Annotated in this window: 12 protein-coding genes and 2 pseudogenes; 8 read left to right on the top strand and 6 right to left on the bottom strand. The window is 58.7% G+C overall.

What is annotated here, in order from left to right; genetic code table 11:
* Positions 1-89: 89 nt before the first annotated feature.
* Positions 90-2,984: a ribonucleoside-diphosphate reductase subunit alpha gene (locus ABTV22_RS23025; RefSeq protein ID WP_433736745.1), complete on the bottom strand. Its 2,895-nt coding sequence runs from the start codon at positions 2,982-2,984 to the stop codon at positions 90-92.
* A gap of 737 nt (positions 2,985-3,721) precedes the next feature.
* On the opposite strand from ABTV22_RS23025, the gene ABTV22_RS23020 reads away from it, so the two are divergent.
* Positions 3,722-4,444 carry a response regulator gene (locus ABTV22_RS23020; RefSeq protein WP_433736744.1) on the top strand — a complete coding sequence of 241 codons (723 nt, stop codon included), beginning with the start codon at positions 3,722-3,724 and terminating at the stop codon, positions 4,442-4,444.
* Positions 4,441-6,051 carry an ATP-binding protein gene (locus ABTV22_RS23015; protein ID WP_433736743.1) on the top strand — a complete coding sequence of 537 codons (1,611 nt, stop codon included), beginning with the start codon at positions 4,441-4,443 and terminating at the stop codon, positions 6,049-6,051. Before ABTV22_RS23020 ends, ABTV22_RS23015 begins: the two co-directional genes overlap by 4 nt.
* Before the next feature lie 126 nt (positions 6,052-6,177).
* Here ABTV22_RS23015 and ABTV22_RS23010 read toward each other — a convergent pair whose 3' ends face one another.
* Both ABTV22_RS23010 and ABTV22_RS23005 read right to left on the bottom strand, forming a co-directional pair.
* Positions 6,178-6,903, bottom strand: a complete 726-nt coding sequence (locus ABTV22_RS23010) for a 4'-phosphopantetheinyl transferase family protein (RefSeq protein WP_433736742.1) — start codon at positions 6,901-6,903, stop codon at positions 6,178-6,180.
* 211 nt (positions 6,904-7,114) lie between these two features.
* Positions 7,115-7,906: a dienelactone hydrolase family protein gene (locus ABTV22_RS23005; RefSeq protein WP_433736741.1), complete on the bottom strand. Its 792-nt coding sequence runs from the start codon at positions 7,904-7,906 to the stop codon at positions 7,115-7,117.
* 144 nt (positions 7,907-8,050) lie between these two features.
* On the opposite strand from ABTV22_RS23005, the pseudogene ABTV22_RS23000 reads away from it, so the two are divergent.
* From ABTV22_RS23000 to ABTV22_RS22990, 3 genes and pseudogenes are all read left to right on the top strand, one after another.
* A pseudogene (locus ABTV22_RS23000) lies at positions 8,051-8,353 on the top strand (hypothetical protein); the annotation flags it as partial.
* Between the two features lie 82 nt (positions 8,354-8,435).
* Positions 8,436-9,113, top strand: coding sequence for a response regulator (locus ABTV22_RS22995; protein WP_433736740.1), 678 nt, complete (start codon positions 8,436-8,438; stop codon positions 9,111-9,113).
* Entirely contained in the window at positions 9,110-10,456 is a 1,347-nt protein-coding gene (locus ABTV22_RS22990; protein WP_433736739.1) for an ATP-binding protein, read from the top strand. Before ABTV22_RS22995 ends, ABTV22_RS22990 begins: the two co-directional genes overlap by 4 nt.
* A gap of 50 nt (positions 10,457-10,506) precedes the next feature.
* On the opposite strand, the gene ABTV22_RS22985 is transcribed toward ABTV22_RS22990, so the two are convergent.
* Positions 10,507-11,520, bottom strand: coding sequence for an AraC family transcriptional regulator (locus ABTV22_RS22985; RefSeq protein WP_433736738.1), 1,014 nt, complete (start codon positions 11,518-11,520; stop codon positions 10,507-10,509).
* A 337-nt stretch (positions 11,521-11,857) separates the two neighbouring features.
* Between ABTV22_RS22985 and ABTV22_RS22980 the strand changes: the two genes are divergently transcribed.
* The gene (locus ABTV22_RS22980) at positions 11,858-13,192 is read left to right on the top strand and encodes a dicarboxylate/amino acid:cation symporter (protein WP_433736737.1); all 1,335 of its coding nucleotides are present in this window, start codon (positions 11,858-11,860) and stop codon (positions 13,190-13,192) included.
* Between the two features lie 142 nt (positions 13,193-13,334).
* Positions 13,335-14,516, top strand: coding sequence for a CaiB/BaiF CoA transferase family protein (locus ABTV22_RS22975; protein WP_433736736.1), 1,182 nt, complete (start codon positions 13,335-13,337; stop codon positions 14,514-14,516).
* Between the two features lie 135 nt (positions 14,517-14,651).
* Here ABTV22_RS22975 and ABTV22_RS22970 read toward each other — a convergent pair whose 3' ends face one another.
* Positions 14,652-15,146: a SprT family zinc-dependent metalloprotease gene (locus tag ABTV22_RS22970; protein ID WP_008074985.1), complete on the bottom strand. Its 495-nt coding sequence runs from the start codon at positions 15,144-15,146 to the stop codon at positions 14,652-14,654.
* 157 nt (positions 15,147-15,303) lie between these two features.
* Entirely contained in the window at positions 15,304-15,906 is a 603-nt protein-coding gene (locus ABTV22_RS22965) for a Yip1 family protein (RefSeq protein ID WP_433736735.1), read from the bottom strand.
* A 374-nt stretch (positions 15,907-16,280) separates the two neighbouring features.
* Between ABTV22_RS22965 and ABTV22_RS22960 the strand changes: the two are divergent.
* Positions 16,281-16,409 (top strand): annotated as a pseudogene (locus ABTV22_RS22960) (tRNA 2-thiocytidine(32) synthetase TtcA); the annotation flags it as partial.
* Positions 16,410-16,586: the final 177 nt, after the last annotated feature.

Below are 16,586 nucleotides of genomic sequence, written 5' to 3'. Positions count from 1 at the left end.
ACTTTATATGGGGCAAAAGAAAACCCCCGATAATCCAGAGGACTGATCGGGGGTTCAGGTCAGCGCCTTCCGGCGCCTACCGGCTCAGCTTATTGGCAAGCTTCGCAATCCGGCTCGTCGATGGCGCAGGCCTTCGGTACTGGAGCTGGACCTGCTGGAGCGGCCAGGACCGAGTCATCACCGTGGTTGCCGCCGGCGGAGACCGCGTTGAGCTTGCCGGTGTTGATGGTCGACTTCTCGGTGCTGGTCGCGGCCAGGGCACGGAGGTAGTAAGTGGTTTTCAGACCACGGTACCAGGCCATGCGGTAGGTCACGTCCAGCTTCTTACCCGAAGCGCCAGCGATGTACAGGTTCAGCGACTGAGCCTGGTCGATCCACTTCTGGCGACGGCTTGCTGCGTCGACGATCCACTTGGTGTCCACTTCGAACGCGGTCGCGTAGAGCGCTTTGAGCTCTTGCGGGATGCGCTCGATCTGCTGCACGGAACCGTCGTAGTACTTCAGGTCGTTGATCATGACCGAGTCCCACAGACCGCGCGCCTTGAGGTCGCGAACCAGGTATGGGTTGATCACGGTGAACTCGCCCGACAGGTTCGATTTCACGTAGAGGTTCTGGTAGGTCGGTTCGATCGACTGCGAAACGCCAGTGATGTTGGCGATGGTCGCGGTCGGTGCGATGGCCATGATGTTCGAGTTACGAATGCCTTTCTGTACACGGGCGCGAACCGGTGCCCAGTCCAGGGTTTCGTTCAGGTCGACATCGATGTACTTCTGGCCACGGGCTTCGATCAGGATCTGTTGCGAATCCAGCGGCAGGATGCCTTTGGACCACAGCGAACCCTGGAACGTCTCGTAGGAGCCACGCTCGTCAGCCAGGTCGCAGGACGCCTGGATCGCGTAGTAGCTGACCGCTTCCATCGACTTGTCGGCGAACTCGACGGCAGCATCGGAACCATAAGGAATGTGCTGCAGGTACAGCGCATCCTGGAAGCCCATGATGCCCAGGCCGACTGGACGGTGCTTGAAGTTGGAGTTCTTCGCTTGCGGCACCGAGTAGTAGTTGATGTCGATCACGTTATCGAGCATGCGCACAGCGGTGTTCACGGTGCGTTGCAGCTTGGCGGTATCGAGCTTGCCGCCCACGATGTGGTTCGGCAGGTTGATCGAGCCCAGGTTGCAAACGGCGATCTCGTCCTTGTTGGTGTTCAAGGTGATCTCGGTGCACAGGTTCGAGCTGTGGACCACGCCGACGTGCTGCTGCGGGCTGCGCAGATTGCACGGGTCCTTGAAGGTCAGCCATGGGTGGCCGGTTTCAAACAGCATGGACAGCATCTTGCGCCACAGGTCTTTGGCCTGGATGGTTTTGAACAGCTTGACCTTGCCCGGGTACTCGGTCAGGGCTTCGTAGTACTCGTAGCGCTCTTCGAAGGCCTTGCCGGTCAGGTCGTGCAGGTCCGGCACTTCGGACGGCGAGAACAGGGTCCACTTGCCGTCATCGAAGACACGCTTCATGAACAGGTCAGGGATCCAGTTGGCGGTGTTCATGTCGTGGGTACGACGGCGGTCATCACCGGTGTTCTTGCGCAGCTCGATGAACTCTTCGATGTCCATGTGCCAGGTTTCCAGGTAGGCACACACAGCGCCCTTGCGCTTGCCGCCCTGGTTAACGGCAACGGCGGTGTCGTTGACTACTTTCAGGAACGGCACGACGCCCTGGGATTTGCCGTTGGTGCCCTTGATGTACGAACCGAGCGCACGCACCGGCGTCCAGTCGTTGCCCAGGCCGCCGGCGAATTTCGACAGCATGGCGTTGTCGTGGATCGCGTGGTAGATGCCCGACAGGTCATCCGGCACGGTGGTCAGGTAGCAGCTCGACAGCTGTGGACGCAGGGTACCGGCGTTGAACAGGGTCGGCGTCGAAGCCATGTAGTCGAAGGACGACAACAGGTTGTAGAACTCGATGGCACGGGCTTCGCGGTCTTTCTCTTCGATCGCCAGGCCCATGGCCACGCGCATGAAGAAGATCTGCGGCAGTTCGAAACGCACGCCATCCTTGTGGATGAAGTAACGGTCGTACAGGGTTTGCAGGCCCAGGTAGGTGAACTGCTGGTCACGCTCGTGGTTGATCGCCTTGCCGAGTTTTTCCAGGTCGAAGCTGGCCAGCTCAGGGTTCAGCAGCTCGTACTCCACACCCTTGGCGACGTAGGCCGGCAGCGCCTTGGCGTACAGGTCGGCCATTTCGTGGTGAGTGGCGCTCTCGGCAACGCCGAGGAAGCCCAGGCCTTCGGCACGCAGGGTGTCCATCAGCAGGCGGGCGGTCACGAACGAGTAGTTCGGCTCACGCTCGACCAGGGTGCGGGCGGTCATTACCAGTGCGGTGTTGACGTCGTTCAGGGCTACGCCGTCGTACAGGTTCTTCAGGGTTTCGCGCTGGATCAGTTCGCCGTCGACTTCCTCCAGGCCTTCGCACGCTTCGGTGACGATGGTGTTCAGGCGGCCCATGTCCAGCGGCGCCAGGCTGCCGTCGGCACGGGTGATGCGGATCGATGGGTGAGCGTTGACTGCTTGTTCGGCCGGGGTGTGGGCAGCACGCTCCTTGGCGCGGGAGTCACGGTAGATCACATAGTCGCGAGCCACTTTTTGCTCGCCGGCGCGCATCAGGGCCAGTTCGACCTGGTCCTGGATTTCTTCGATGTGGATGGTGCCGCCCGATGGCATGCGACGCTTGAAGGTGGCGGTGACCTGTTCGGTCAGGCGGGCAACGGTGTCATGGATTCGCGACGAAGCGGCAGCGGTACCGCCCTCAACTGCGAGAAACGCCTTGGTGATGGCGACGGTGATCTTGTCATCGGTGTAAGGAACGACAGTGCCGTTACGCTTGATCACGCGCAGTTGGCCAGGCGCGGTGGCGGACAGATCCGAATTCGAATCAGCGGCCTGCGGCAAGGTGCCCTGCGGGTTCTCGCGAGTTGTGTCGGTTTGCATGGGGGATTGTCTCCACATTCTCTATGTTTGTTTGGGCACCTTAACGATGCCCACCGTTCTGTCCTGAAAGCACTACAACCGACGTAGCGTCGGGCATAACAACTTCGAGACAGTAGGAAAAAGGCTCATGATGCCGCTTCCTTGCCGAAGTCTTTGACAGCGAGCCTGAGCTCGAAGCCGGATTCCTTTCAGGGGTGCCAGTTATGACTGCAACACCCGTACCGTCCTGGCCGTTCTGGCCTGAAAAAAACGGTGCCATCCGCACGTGCGGTTTGGGCTTGTAAAATCGTGCTTGGTTCAACCATGAACAGGCAATAAAGCGCTTGAGTTCAAGGTCTGAAATGTGGTTGGGCTTTTAAGTCAAAACCCTACATGTAGGGTTTTTTTTGCGCCGAGCTACAAGATAATGCGTTTTGGAGGGTGTTGCAATGTACTACCTGTGGATAAACCTGTGCGTAAATTGTGTGTGACAGAGCCAATCGGCGTGTAGGCCGCGATGCTGCTGGACCGAGCCTTTTTTCATCATTTTTCAAGGATCGAAAACGGTCGGATGGATTTTTAAGGGCGCGAACCCTATCACAAAAAACCGCCCTGTCCGAACGCATTTACCGGCTTGTGTTCTGTGCGGGCGACGTTTATACAATCGGCCTGCATGCAGTCAATCTAACCACCCCCATCATTACAAAAAGACGGGTGGACCCTTCCTTATTAGTGTTATCGAGAAACAGAGGTCATCCGTGGAGCAAGAAGCCTGGCAGGTATTGATTGTCGAAGACGACCAGCGTCTTGCCGAACTGACCCGTGATTACCTGCAAGCCAATGGATTGCGTGTGTCGATCGAGGGCAATGGAGCCTTGGCGGTGGCGCGCATCATCAAGGAGCAACCGGACCTTGTGATCCTCGACTTGATGCTCCCTGGTGAAGACGGCCTGAGCATTTGCCGCAAGGCTCGCGATCATTATGACGGCCCGATCCTGATGCTGACCGCACGCAGCGACGACACCGACCAGATCCTCGGCCTGGACCTGGGTGCAGACGATTACGTGTGCAAACCGGTGCGCCCGCGCTTGTTGCTGGCGCGCATCCAGGCGTTGTTGCGACGCAGCGAAGCGCCGGAGGCCGCCCCGGAAAAACAACGGCGTCTGCAATTCGGCCCGCTGGTAGTGGACAACGCGCTGCGCGAAGCCTGGCTGAGCGACAACGGCATCGAACTGACCAGCGCTGAGTTCGATCTGCTTTGGCTGCTGGTCGCCAACGCCGGACGAATTCTTTCGCGCGAAGAGATTTTCACCGCGCTGCGGGGTATCGGCTATGACGGCCAGGACCGCTCCATCGACGTGCGTATCTCGCGTATACGCCCGAAAATCGGCGATGACCCGGAGCACCCGCGGCTGATCAAGACCATCCGCAGCAAAGGTTACCTGTTCGTTCCCGAGGCCTGCGTAGACCCGTCCCTGTGAACTCGATCTTCCTGCGTATCTATGGTGGCATGTGTGCCGCTCTGGTACTGGTAGCGGTACTTGGCGTGTTGGCGTTGCACATGCTCAATCAGGTGCGTAGCGAGCAATACCGCGAGCGGCTGGCCCACGGCACATTTTCGTTGATGGCCGATAACCTGCAACCGATGAACCAGACCGAGCGGCACCGGGCGTTGCTGGTGTGGGAGCGTCTGTTGGGGATTCCGCTGGCGCTGAAAACATTCAACGAGACCGACCTCGACCTCACCCAGCGTACCCGTGTGCTGCGGGGGCAGGCGTTGGTGGAACAGACCGGTCCGCATGCGGCAAAGGTTTACCGCCTGGTCAGCGACAAGGAACAGCTTGTGCTCACGGGTGAAGTTCAGCAGATCAGTGAGCAATTGGCCCGTGCGACGATTTACCTGTTGGTCGACGAGCTTGTGCGCTACCCGGTGGGCGAGCAACCGGTGCGCCTGGCGCAATTGAAGAAAGACAAGGGCTTTGGTTTCGACTTGCGGCTGGTCACGGTGCAAGACGCCGACATGGACGAAGATCAGAGTCGTCGGATCTCTGAAGGCGACACGGTGATGGCCCTGGGCAAGGGCGGTGATTCGATCCGGGTGTTCGCCGGCATGGTCGGCACGCCATGGGTGCTGGAAATCGGCCCGCTGTACCAGATGAACCCTTATCCGCCGGAGTGGCTGGTGTTGATCGCGGCATTGGGCCTGACCCTCATCGGTTTGATCGTCTACCTGCTGGTGCGTCAATTGGAGCGGCGCTTGCGCGGCCTGGAAGCCGCGGCCACGCGCATCGCCAAGGGCAGCCTGGAAACTCGCGTGCCGACACGTGGCGCGGATTCCGTGGGACGGTTGGCGTCGGCGTTCAACGGCATGGCCGAGCATCTGCAGCAACTGCTGGCGATCCAGCGTGAGCTGGTGCGTGCCGTGTCCCATGAACTGCGCACACCAGTGGCGCGCTTGCGCTTTGGTCTGGAAATGATCGGTTCGGCCACCACCCCGCAAGCCTTGGAAAAATACTGCGAGGGCATGGATCACGACATCGAGGATCTCGACCGACTGGTGGATGAGATGCTGACCTATGCGCGGCTGGAACAAGGCTCGCCGGCCCTGAATTTTCAGCGTATCGACCTGGACGCGCTGGTCAATCAGGTGATCGAGGAGCTGGCGCCGTTGCGTGCCGATGTCAACGTGCAGCGAGGCTTGTGCCTGTCAGCCGCCGATTGTGACGATGCCTGGGTTGAGGCCGAGCCGCGTTACCTGCATCGAGCCTTGCAGAATCTTGTCAGCAACGCCATGCGCCACGCGCATTCACGGGTGACCATCAGCTATCAGGTGGGACAACAGCGTTGTCGTGTGGATGTCGAGGACGATGGGCCAGGCGTGCCGGAGGCGGCCTGGGAGAAAATTTTCACTCCGTTCCTGCGCCTGGATGACAGCCGTACTCGCGCTTCAGGGGGGCACGGATTGGGCTTGTCCATTGTTCGACGCATCATCCATTGGCATGAAGGGCGAGCGTTGATCGGCAAGAGCAAAAGCCTGGGCGGCGCTTGCTTCAGTCTGAGCTGGCCAAGGAATCAGGAGAGACGTTGAGTTATCTTTTGCCTGTTCAGGCCTCATCGCGAGCAAGCTTTGCTCCTACAGGTTTTGTGCCCACCACACACGATTCGTAGGAGCAAAGCTTGCTCGCGATGGCGTCTTCGGAAGCACTGAAGATTTTCAGGCTTTGATACTGACCAGGCTCAACAACTGCCCATCCTGCACCCCGAACTGCGCCTCCAGTTCGGTACCGTTACGCCATTCACTCGACAAGTCAGTCAACAACCGCAATCGCACTTCACCGACTTCGGTCCATTCCAGCACCTCGGCGTGTTCAAAGTAGAAGCGTCGCTGGACGATCGGGTACAGCGCCTTGAACAGGCTTTCTTTCACCGAAAAGGTCAGGGTCACCAGCAGTGCCAGTTGATCGCGACGCCCGGCGGCCATGCGCGCGAGCTCGGGCGGGGTGAGGATTTCTCCGGCCAGACGTTCGGCCCGTTCGGCATTGAGCAGGTTTTCCAGGTCCATGCCCAGAGCCCGCCAATGGTTTTTCCTGGCGACGATGGCGGCGGCGCGGCCGGTGCTGTGGGTGATCGAGCCGCTGATGTGCGCGGGCCAGACGGGGGCTCGGTCCTCGCCGATCGCCGGGCTGACGTTCAAGCCCTCCAGCTGTTGCAAGGCCGCCCGTGCGCAAATCCGCCCGGCGAGATATTCAGCCTGGCGCTTGGCGACAGAGCGCTGGATGCTCGCTGGCGCCTCAATGGCGCTTTGCTGGAAATCATTGCTGTGCAATTGCGAAGCATCGAAGTGGGTACTCAACAGCACCGTATCGGGCAGCACGAATGGTAGCGGCCAATGGGCATCGAGGGGTGTGCAGCAGGCGGGCAGGGCGGGGACGGAATTCATGTCGGGCATTTTGCCGGGTTGCCTCCTGACTGGGTAGGGCTTAAGGCTCTTGTGGCGAGGGGATTTATCCCCGCTCGGCTGCGAAGCAGTCGCAAACCTGAAGGCCGCAGTTTCCCAGCTGAAACGCGGTAGCAGGTTTTGGGGCCGCTTTGCAGCCCTACGGGGATAAATCCCCTCACCACATAAACCCTTTATCACAGGGTTTAACTGATCAGCTAAAGATCTTCTTGAAAAACGCCTGCATATCCGCCCACGACTTTTCATCCGCCGCTTTGTTGTAACCAATGTCCGGCCCGCCGTGATCACCATGGCTCAAGCGATCGGCGTCAGGATTGCTGAAGCCATGCTTGGCGCCGTCGAGGCTGACGAACCTGTAGTCAGCACCGGCCTTGTCCATCTCGGCCTTGAAAGCGGCAACGTTCTGCGGTGTCACCATACTGTCCAGCGCGCCATGCTCGACCAGGATTTTCGCTTTCACACTGCCCGGCGTCGCAGGCGCCTGGGTTGCCAGCGCGCCATGGAAGCTCACCACCCCGGCGAGCGGCACACCTTGGCGCGCGGCATTAAGCACAACCGCCCCACCGAAGCAGTAACCAATGGCCGCCACTTTATTCGGGTCGGTTTGCGGCTGTTTCTTCAACAAGTCGAGCCCGGCCAGAAAGCGCGCGCTGGACGCCGCACTGTCTTGGGTGGCGGCCTGCATGAACGCCATGGCGTCCTTGGGGTGCTCGGTGTTCTTGCCATCGCCGTACATATCGATGGCCAAGGCGCTGTAGCCCAGGGCGGCCAAGTCGCGGGCGCGGCGCTTGGTGTAGTCGTTGAGGCCCCACCATTCATGCACCACCACGACTCCTGGGCGCTGGCCTTTTATCGCGTCGTCGTAGGCGTAATAACCGATCAGTTTCGTACCGTCGGCACTTTGGTAAGGGATTTCCTGGGTTTTGATGGCGGCCTGACTAAGTCCGCTCAGGGCCAGCAAGAGGACAGCGAGAAATACACGCATGATTGGATCTCCTGTTTGATGTCGGTCGGAACAAACGGAACGGGTTGATTCAGCTTAGGTTCAGATTGCGTTCAGGGGGAGTTCAGGGCATGGCCCGTAACCTTGCCGCTACCCAATAGCGAACAGCGCATGAGGTCACTCCCTATGACTGGCTTGAAAAACCTGATTCTGGCGTTCACCGTCCTGGGCGTCAGTGTTGCTGCCCATGCTACGGACGATAACGGCAGACTTATCTCTGGGCAGACCGGCGATAAAGTCAAAAAGTCCGGCGTCCTGAAATACTCCAACGTGGGTGGCCTGGTCGCTCATGACAGTGCCTGGGGCATGCATCTGGCCTCGCAAGGCCGCCAGCACGATTACTACGCCACGTATGACAACGTGTCGGTCTCGCACAATGGCATTAAACTTCGTCAGGAAGACCTCAAAGGCCGCTACGATTTGACCTATCTGACCGCTTTCAGTGAACAGTCGTGATATTAGTCATTGAGGCGCGCGCGGCTTTGGAGCTTTTGAGTTGCAGGAGAGCGTTATGAAATTGCTGGTCGTCGAAGATGAAGCGCTGTTGCGCCATCACCTGCAAACCCGCCTCACGGAAAGCGGCCATGTGGTCGAGTCCGTGGCCAATGCGGAGGAGGCGTTGTATCAGACCGAACAGTTCAACCATGACTTGGCGGTGATCGATCTCGGCCTGCCGGGCATGAGCGGGCTCGATCTGATCCGTCAGCTGCGTTCGCGGGGCAAGACGTTTCCGATCCTGATCCTCACTGCGCGCGGCAACTGGCAGGACAAGGTCGAAGGCCTCGCCGCCGGTGCCGACGACTACGTGGTCAAGCCGTTCCAGTTCGAAGAGCTTGATGCCAGGCTCAATGCATTGCTGCGCCGCTCCAGCGGTTTCACCCAATCGACCATCGTCGCCGGGCCGTTGTTGCTCGATCTCAATCGCAAGCAGGCGTCCCTCGACGATCAACCGCTGGCGCTGACGGCCTATGAGTACCGCATCCTCGAGTACTTGATGCGCCATCACCAGCAAGTGGTGGCCAAGGATCGCCTGATGGAGCAGTTGTATCCCGATGACGACGAGCGCGATCCCAACGTGATCGAGGTACTGGTCGGTCGACTGCGACGCAAACTCGAGGGAACGGCCGGGTTCAAGCCCATCGATACCGTTCGCGGCCTTGGCTACCTGTTCAATGAGCGCTGCACTTGATTCGTTCGCTTCGTGTTCGATTGATGCTCGCCGCCACACTCCTGGCGGTGTTGTTCATGCTGGCGTTGTTGCCGGCGATGCAGGGCGCGTTCAGCCTGGCGTTGCAGGACTCCATTGAGCAGCGCCTGGCGTCCGACGTGACGACGCTGATCTCCGCGGCCCGGGTAGAGAACAACCGCCTGGAAATGCCGGCACAATTGCCCGACGAGCGCTTCAACCTCACCGATAGCCGTTTGCTCGGTTATATCTACGACCGTGAAGGTCACCTGGTCTGGCGTTCCAAGGCCACTCAAGAAGAGCACATTAATTACAAGCCACGTTACGACGGGCGCGGAAATGAGTTCGCGCGGATCAGTGAAGCCAATGGCCAGGAATTCTTCGTCTATGACGTCGAGGTCAAGCTGCTGGGCGGCAAAAGCGCGGCGTTTAGTATTGTCGCGCTGCAACCGGTTCGCGAGTACGAACAAACCCTCGAAGGCTTGCGGGAAAATCTCTATCTGGGCTTCGGCGCGGCTTTGCTGGTGCTGCTGGCGCTGCTCTGGATCGGCCTGACCTGGGGCTTGCAGGCATTACGCCGTCTCAGCCAGGAATTGGACGAAATCGAAAGTGGTCACCGCGAAAGCCTCAGCGAACAACATCCTCGTGAGCTGTTGCGCCTGACAGGCTCCCTGAACCGCTTGCTGTACAGCGAGCGCGAACAGCGCAGCCGTTACCGGGATTCTCTCGATGATCTGGCACACAGCCTGAAAACCCCGCTGGCGGTGTTGCAGGGGGTCAGTGAAGACATGGCGCAACGGCCCGAAGATCGCGATCAGGCCTGGGTGCTGCAAACCCAGATCGAGCGCATGAGTCAGCAAATCAGCTATCAATTGCAGCGCGCCAGCCTGCGCAAAAGTGGCCTGGTGCGTCATCAAGTGCGCCTGCGCCCGGTGCTGCAAAGCCTGTGCGACACGCTGGACAAGGTCTACCGTGATAAACGCGTGCGGGTGGTGCTAGACCTGCCGGAGGAATGTTACGTACCCATCGAGCAGGGGGCCTTGCTGGAGATGATGGGCAACCTGCTGGAGAACGCCTATCGGCTTTGTCTGGGCGAAGTTCGCATCAGCGTGCGGCAGATGCTCAGTGGTATTGAGTTGTGCGTCGAGGACGATGGCCCCGGCGTACCACCTGACCAGCGTGCACGTATCCTGCAAAGGGGTGAGCGCCTGGATCGCCAGCATCCCGGGCAAGGCATTGGCCTGGCGGTGGTCAAGGACATCATCGAAAGCTACAGCGCCAAGCTGACCTTGGGTGATTCGCCTTTGGGCGGGGCGGCGTTCAGGATTCAGTTTCCGGTGGCTTGATAGAAAAGATCGCAGCCTTCGGCAGCTCCTACAAGGTTTTGTGTCCGCCCCTAATGCTCCTGCGCCCGATACATCCCCGGTGTCAGCCCCGTCCACTTCTTGAATGCCCGATGAAACGCCGAAGGCTCGGAAAACCCCAGCTGCTCGGCGATCTGCTGCAAGGGTAGGTCGTTGCGGCTCAGGTGATAGATCGCAATGTCCCGGCGCAGATGGTCCTTTAACGCTTGAAAACTGGTGCCTTCATCGCGCAGATGCCGACGCAGAGTCTGAGGGCTGATGTGCAGGTGAGCGGCCACGGCTTCCAGGTCTGGCCAAGGGGCATTGTCGCGACTGAGTAAACGCCGCAACTGGCTGCTCAGGCTATGGCCGTCATCCGGTCGCGACAGCAGATCGGCTGGCGAACGCTGAAGGTAATGTTTGAGGGTGCGCTCATCCTGTAGCAACGGCATCTCGAGATAACGGCGGTGGAACAGCAGGCTGCTTTGCCCCGTCGCCTGCGTTGTTGTGGCGAAGACCAGAGGGCAGGAGAACAACAATTCATATTCCGCCCCGTGATCCGGTCGCGGATAACTGAACGAGGCCTGCTCCAGGCGAATGCGCTGGCCGATCAGCCAGCTGCCGAATCGGTGCCAGATGACCAATAGATATTCCGTGAGGAAATGGTCCGGATCCCAGAGCTGCGAATCGTCCAGGCTCAGTCGAATCATTTCGTCTTCGCGTGTCAGGCTCAGGCGCGGGGCATCAGGGAATAGGCTATAAAACAATAAGCCGCGTTTGAGTGCCCTCTCCAGAGTGCGGCAATGAATCACTGCATGGCACATCATCGCGAAGCTGCCCGATTTGCTCGGCGCTCGTCCGAACCCCAGGTATTCGTCGTCCAGTGCCATCCAGAGGGCCTGGATCAGTTGGGTGAACTGCTCTGGCGCGATGCGCGCCCGCGGCTCATCGAGCAACTCGGGACTGATCCCCAATTGCTGCAACAGACCCGAGTAATCGTGGCCTCTACGTTGCGCGCCGCGCAGGGCTGCACGGGCGAAATGACTGGCGATGGTGCGTTCGCGCATAAAAAGCAAATCCATCCATTGAGCGACGGATGGTAGCTGCGGTTTCAGCAGGCGAACAAGGCGGATATCCGCCAAATTGCAGGATGTGTTTTGGCTGATGGGCGGAAATCCGCCACTGCGTTGTAACGGTTTAGTGACGAAAAAAACCTGTAACCCCTGATGTCAAAGGGCTTGCAGCGGATTCACGGAAGGTGGCACGGGCTTTGCGATACAAGCGGTAGATGTCTGCCGTCGCGCAGCTCGAAAAAACAAATCCCTCCAGTGCAGGAGGGTTCGCAAATGAGGTGCGAAGGCAACAGATGGATGTTGTCGGCGCGTACTCTTGAGGAACTTTGCAATGACGACTCGTCAGCCACTGTACAAATCCCTGTATTTCCAGGTGATCGTTGCAATTGTCATCGGTATCTTGCTCGGTCACTACTATCCACAGCTCGGTGTGGCGGTAAAGCCACTGGGTGACGGGTTCATCAAGCTGATCAAAATGATCATCGCCCCGATCATCTTCTGCACCGTCGTCAGCGGTATCGCTGGCATGCAGGACATGAAGTCGGTCGGCAAGACGGGCGGTTACGCACTTCTGTATTTCGAAATCGTTTCGACCATCGCTCTGCTGGTCGGTCTGGTGGTGGTCAACATCGTTCAGCCGGGTAACGGCATGCACATCGATGTGTCCACGCTGGACGCCTCTAAAGTCGCGCAGTACGTTGCAGCGGGTGCTGATCAAAGCGTCATCGGCTTCCTCCTGAACGTGATCCCGAGCACTATCGTCGGCGCGTTCGCCACAGGCGATATCCTGCAAGTACTGATGTTCTCGGTGATCTTCGGTTTCGCCCTGCATCGCCTGGGTGCCTACGGCAAGCCGCTGCTGGACTTCATCGATCGTTTCGCTCACGTGATGTTCAACATCATCAACATGATCATGAAGCTCGCGCCAATCGGTGCCTTCGGTGCCATGGCCTTCACCATCGGTGCCTACGGTGTCGGCTCGCTGGTGCAGTTGGGTCAACTGATGGCCTGCTTCTACATCACCTGCCTGCTGTTCATCCTGATCGTGCTGGGTTCCATTGCCCGCATGCACGGTTTCAGCGTGCTGAAAATGATCCGCTACATCCGTGAAGAACTGCTGATCGTGCTGGGTACTTCTTCTTCGGAATCGGTGCTGCCACGCATGCTGATCAAGATGGAGCGACTGGGCGCGCAGAAATCCGTCGTGGGCCTGGTGATCCCGACCGGTTATTCGTTCAACCTCGACGGTACCGCGATTTACCTGACCATGGCCGCCGTGTTCATTGCCCAGGCCACCGACACCCACATGGACATCACCCATCAGATCACCCTGCTGGTGGTCCTGCTGCTGTCCTCCAAAGGTGCCGCCGGTGTGACCGGTTCGGGCTTCATCGTACTGGCCGCCACTCTGTCCGCGGTCGGTCATCTGCCGGTTGCCGGCCTGGCGCTGATCCTCGGTATCGACCGTTTCATGTCCGAAGCCCGTGCCCTGACCAACCTGGTCGGTAACGCCGTTGCCACCATTGTTGTGGCCAAATGGGTCAAGGAGCTGGACACCGACGTTTTGCATGCCGAGCTGGCTTCGGGCGGTCGCGGTATTGCCGATGAGCCTAAAGACGATGTATTGGGCCACGTCGAAGGGGTAACCCCAACGAACGCCAAGTAAGCCTTGTCGTAATGAAAAACCCGCTTCGGCGGGTTTTTTTGCCTGCAATTTGAGCGCAACGGTCAGCGTAACTGGCGCATAAGGTGATTGCTGCAAGTCGATCGGCTGCCTAGGCTGTGGGCATCGTAAAGGGAGAACGCTCATGCTCGGTCCACTGGCATCACTCAAGGTTCTGGATTTCTCGACACTGCTGCCGGGGCCATTTGCCTCGTTATTGCTGGCGGACATGGGCGCCGAAGTGCTGCGCATCGAATCGCCGACCCGCATGGACCTGCTGCGCGTGCTGCCACCCCACGATCAAGGTGTATCGGCCAGCCACGCCTACCTCAACCGTAACAAGCGCAGTCTGGCGCTGGACCTGAAACAGCCTGAGGCGCTGGAGGTGATCAAGCAGTTGCTGCAGGACTACGACATCGTGCTGGAACAATTTCGCCCCGGCGTCATGGAACGCCTGGGTTTGGGTTATGACGCCTTGAAGGCGATCAATCCGAAGCTCATTTACGTGTCGATCACCGGTTACGGCCAGACCGGCCCCTACAAGGACCGCGCTGGTCATGACATCAATTACCTGGCGCTGGCCGGGTTGGCGAGCTATACCGGCCGCGCCGACAGCGGTCCGTTGCCCTTGGGGGCACAGGTGGCGGACGTGGCTGGAGGTTCGCTGCACGGCGTGATCGGACTGTTGGCGGCGGTGATCGCCCGGCAGCAAACAGGGCAGGGGCAGCATCTGGATGTCAGCATGACCGACTGCGCGTTCAGTCTGAACGCCATGGCCGGAGCCGGATACCTGGCCTGTGGTGTCGAGCCGGGACGGGAAGAACAGGTGCTCAATGGCGGCAGCTTCTACGACTATTACCGCTCGCGGGATGGGCGCTGGCTCTCGGTGGGCAGCCTGGAGCCGGGCTTCATGAAGCCGTTGTGTGTGGCGTTGGGGCTTGAAGAGCTGGCGAGCCTCGGTCTTTCGCCGCAACCGACGCAACAGAAGAGGCTTAAGGACGCACTGAAAATCGAGTTCGAAAAGCATGACTATGCCGAACTGTGTGCGCTGTTTGCCGAGCTGGATGCCTGTGTCGAACCCGTCCTGAGCCTGGGTGAAGCGGTACGGCATCCGCAACTGCGGGCGCGAGAAGTGGTGACCCAGGTGCCACGCGGCGATGGGTCGAGTCAGGCGCAGATTGCGTGCCCGTTGAAGTTTTCAGAGGGGTTGCCGCAGCCAAGGCATGTTGGGGCTGCATTGGGGGAGCATACCGATCAGGTGTTGGGGGAGTTGGGGTATGGTGGCGAGCAAATTGAAGCGTTGCGGCGTGCCAAGGTGATTCTCTAGCGTCAGTACCGGCCTCATCGCGGGCAAGCCTGCTCCCACAGTATCGGAATCGTTCACACATGTTGTATTCAACGCCGAACCCTGTAGGAGCGAGGCTTGCCCGCGAAGACGTCCTTATTAACCCCCCAAATCCAACTACTCGACCCGCATCTCCCCACTGAACACCAACGTACTGCGACACCGCCGACACAAATACCGCCGCCCCTGTCTCACCAATCCATGACGCTGTGCCGAAAACGGGAAATCGCTGTCCGGACATGGGCATTTGTAGATGTAACGGGTCACGCTACGCCGCTTGACGTCGTAGGTGTGGCAACGATTGGGCGGTAATTCGTACACGCCGCGCATAATCAACTGCCACTCTTCGCCATGGGGCTGGATGCGGTCGCCGAACAGTTGATGGGCGATCAGGTGCGCCACTTCGTGGGCCACGGTCTGCTTGAGAAAGTCTTCGGTGTTTTCCCGGTACAACTGCGGATTGAAGCGCAGTAAGTTCTCGTGCAAGTGCGCGACACCGGCTTTTTGCCCACGCAGCTTGAGGCTCACCACGGGGCGCTTGAAAGGTCGCTTGAAAAAGGATTCGGCTTGTTGGAAACAGTCTTCGACGCGGGTATTGAGTTGCTCGGGCATGCTTGATGGATCTCCAGAGGCGTCGAGTATGCCGCAACCCCCGAACCTTGCGAATCGCCCAAGCGCTGAATGGTCGTTGTCGCCTCTGTTTTCACGCATTAAAAGGCCGCCTTGCGGCGGCCTGTGTTGGCAGATCTAGTTTTTGGGTGGTGAGTTGCTAATTAGTGTAGACCGGCCCCACGCCGAGTCCCCAGACAATGACAGTAAAGGCCATGATGGCCACCAGCACCACCAGGCCTACGGCGAGCACCGAACTGGAAAACAGAAAGCCCTCGTCAGTTGGAATGTTCATGAAAGTCGGTAACCCGACATACAACAGGTAAACGGTGTAGCAGATCGCGGCGGTGCCAACGATCATTCCCAGCCACAGGTGTGGATACAGCGCCGCCAGACCGCCAATGAACAGCGGTGTTGCGGTATAGGTTGCAAATGCAATGCAGCGGGAGAGGCTCGGGTTGGCGTCATAGGTGCGAGCCATCCAGTGGATGAACGCGCCCATTACCGCAACGCCACCCAGCATCGCCAGGTACGACATGATCGACATCCATAGTGCGCTTTCCATCGTCAACATCACCGGTGCCCGGCTACCAATCACCCAGCCGACCTTCGTGGTGCCGATGAACGCGGACACAGCGGGGATCGCCGCCAGAATCAGCGTGTGAGTCAGGTACATGTGGCTGATGCTTTCCTCTTGGTCGCCACGGATATCTTTCCATTCTTGGTCAGGGTGGGTGAAGAGCCCCACTACGTGATGGATCATGCCAGTCACTCCTCTTGTTTTTACCATCGCCCCCCAGCGGAGCGCCTACAAGCCAATGAGGCCGAGTAAGTCATAGGTCTGGATTTGTATGCGACCTTATGACGCAGTATAGGAAGGAGTTAACCTCACAAGGTGAGGGGGCTTAGAGCAAATTGCGCTGTAAATGACTCAGGTAATCGCGGTTGCATCTGTAGGAGCTGCCGAAGGCTGCGATCTTTTGATTTTTAAAAACAAGATCAAAAGATCGCAGCCTTCGGCAGCTCCTACAGGGACCCGAACATTCAGGAGGGTTGGCGATCCGTCGGGGTCCTTCGCCCCGGCGGTGTTTTTGCGTAAAATGCCCGCCTTTCGTCACACCTCACGGATTTCGCGTCATGGGCACTCTTACGGTCAACCAGAACAAACTGCAAAAGCGCCTTCGCCGTCAGGCCGGTGAGGCTGTCGCTGATTTCAACATGATTGAAGACGGCGATAAGGTCATGGTCTGCCTGTCCGGCGGCAAGTTATAAGCAAAGATTATTTTGTAAACCAGGAAACTCGTCAATTTTTGGCTTTAAAGCCTGCCGTATATCAGTTATCCCTTCCTCTAATTTGACAAAGCTCTCTCTCGTACTAATCTTCATTGACAGGTTATTGGACGAGGTATTTTGTCAATGAAAGTCAGACAATACCAATATAAT

The sequence above is a fragment of the Pseudomonas putida genome (assembly GCF_050990305.1).
Taxonomy (GTDB): Bacteria; Pseudomonadota; Gammaproteobacteria; order Pseudomonadales; family Pseudomonadaceae; genus Aquipseudomonas; species Aquipseudomonas putida_AH.
This window is presented reverse-complemented; position numbering and strand designations above follow the sequence as displayed.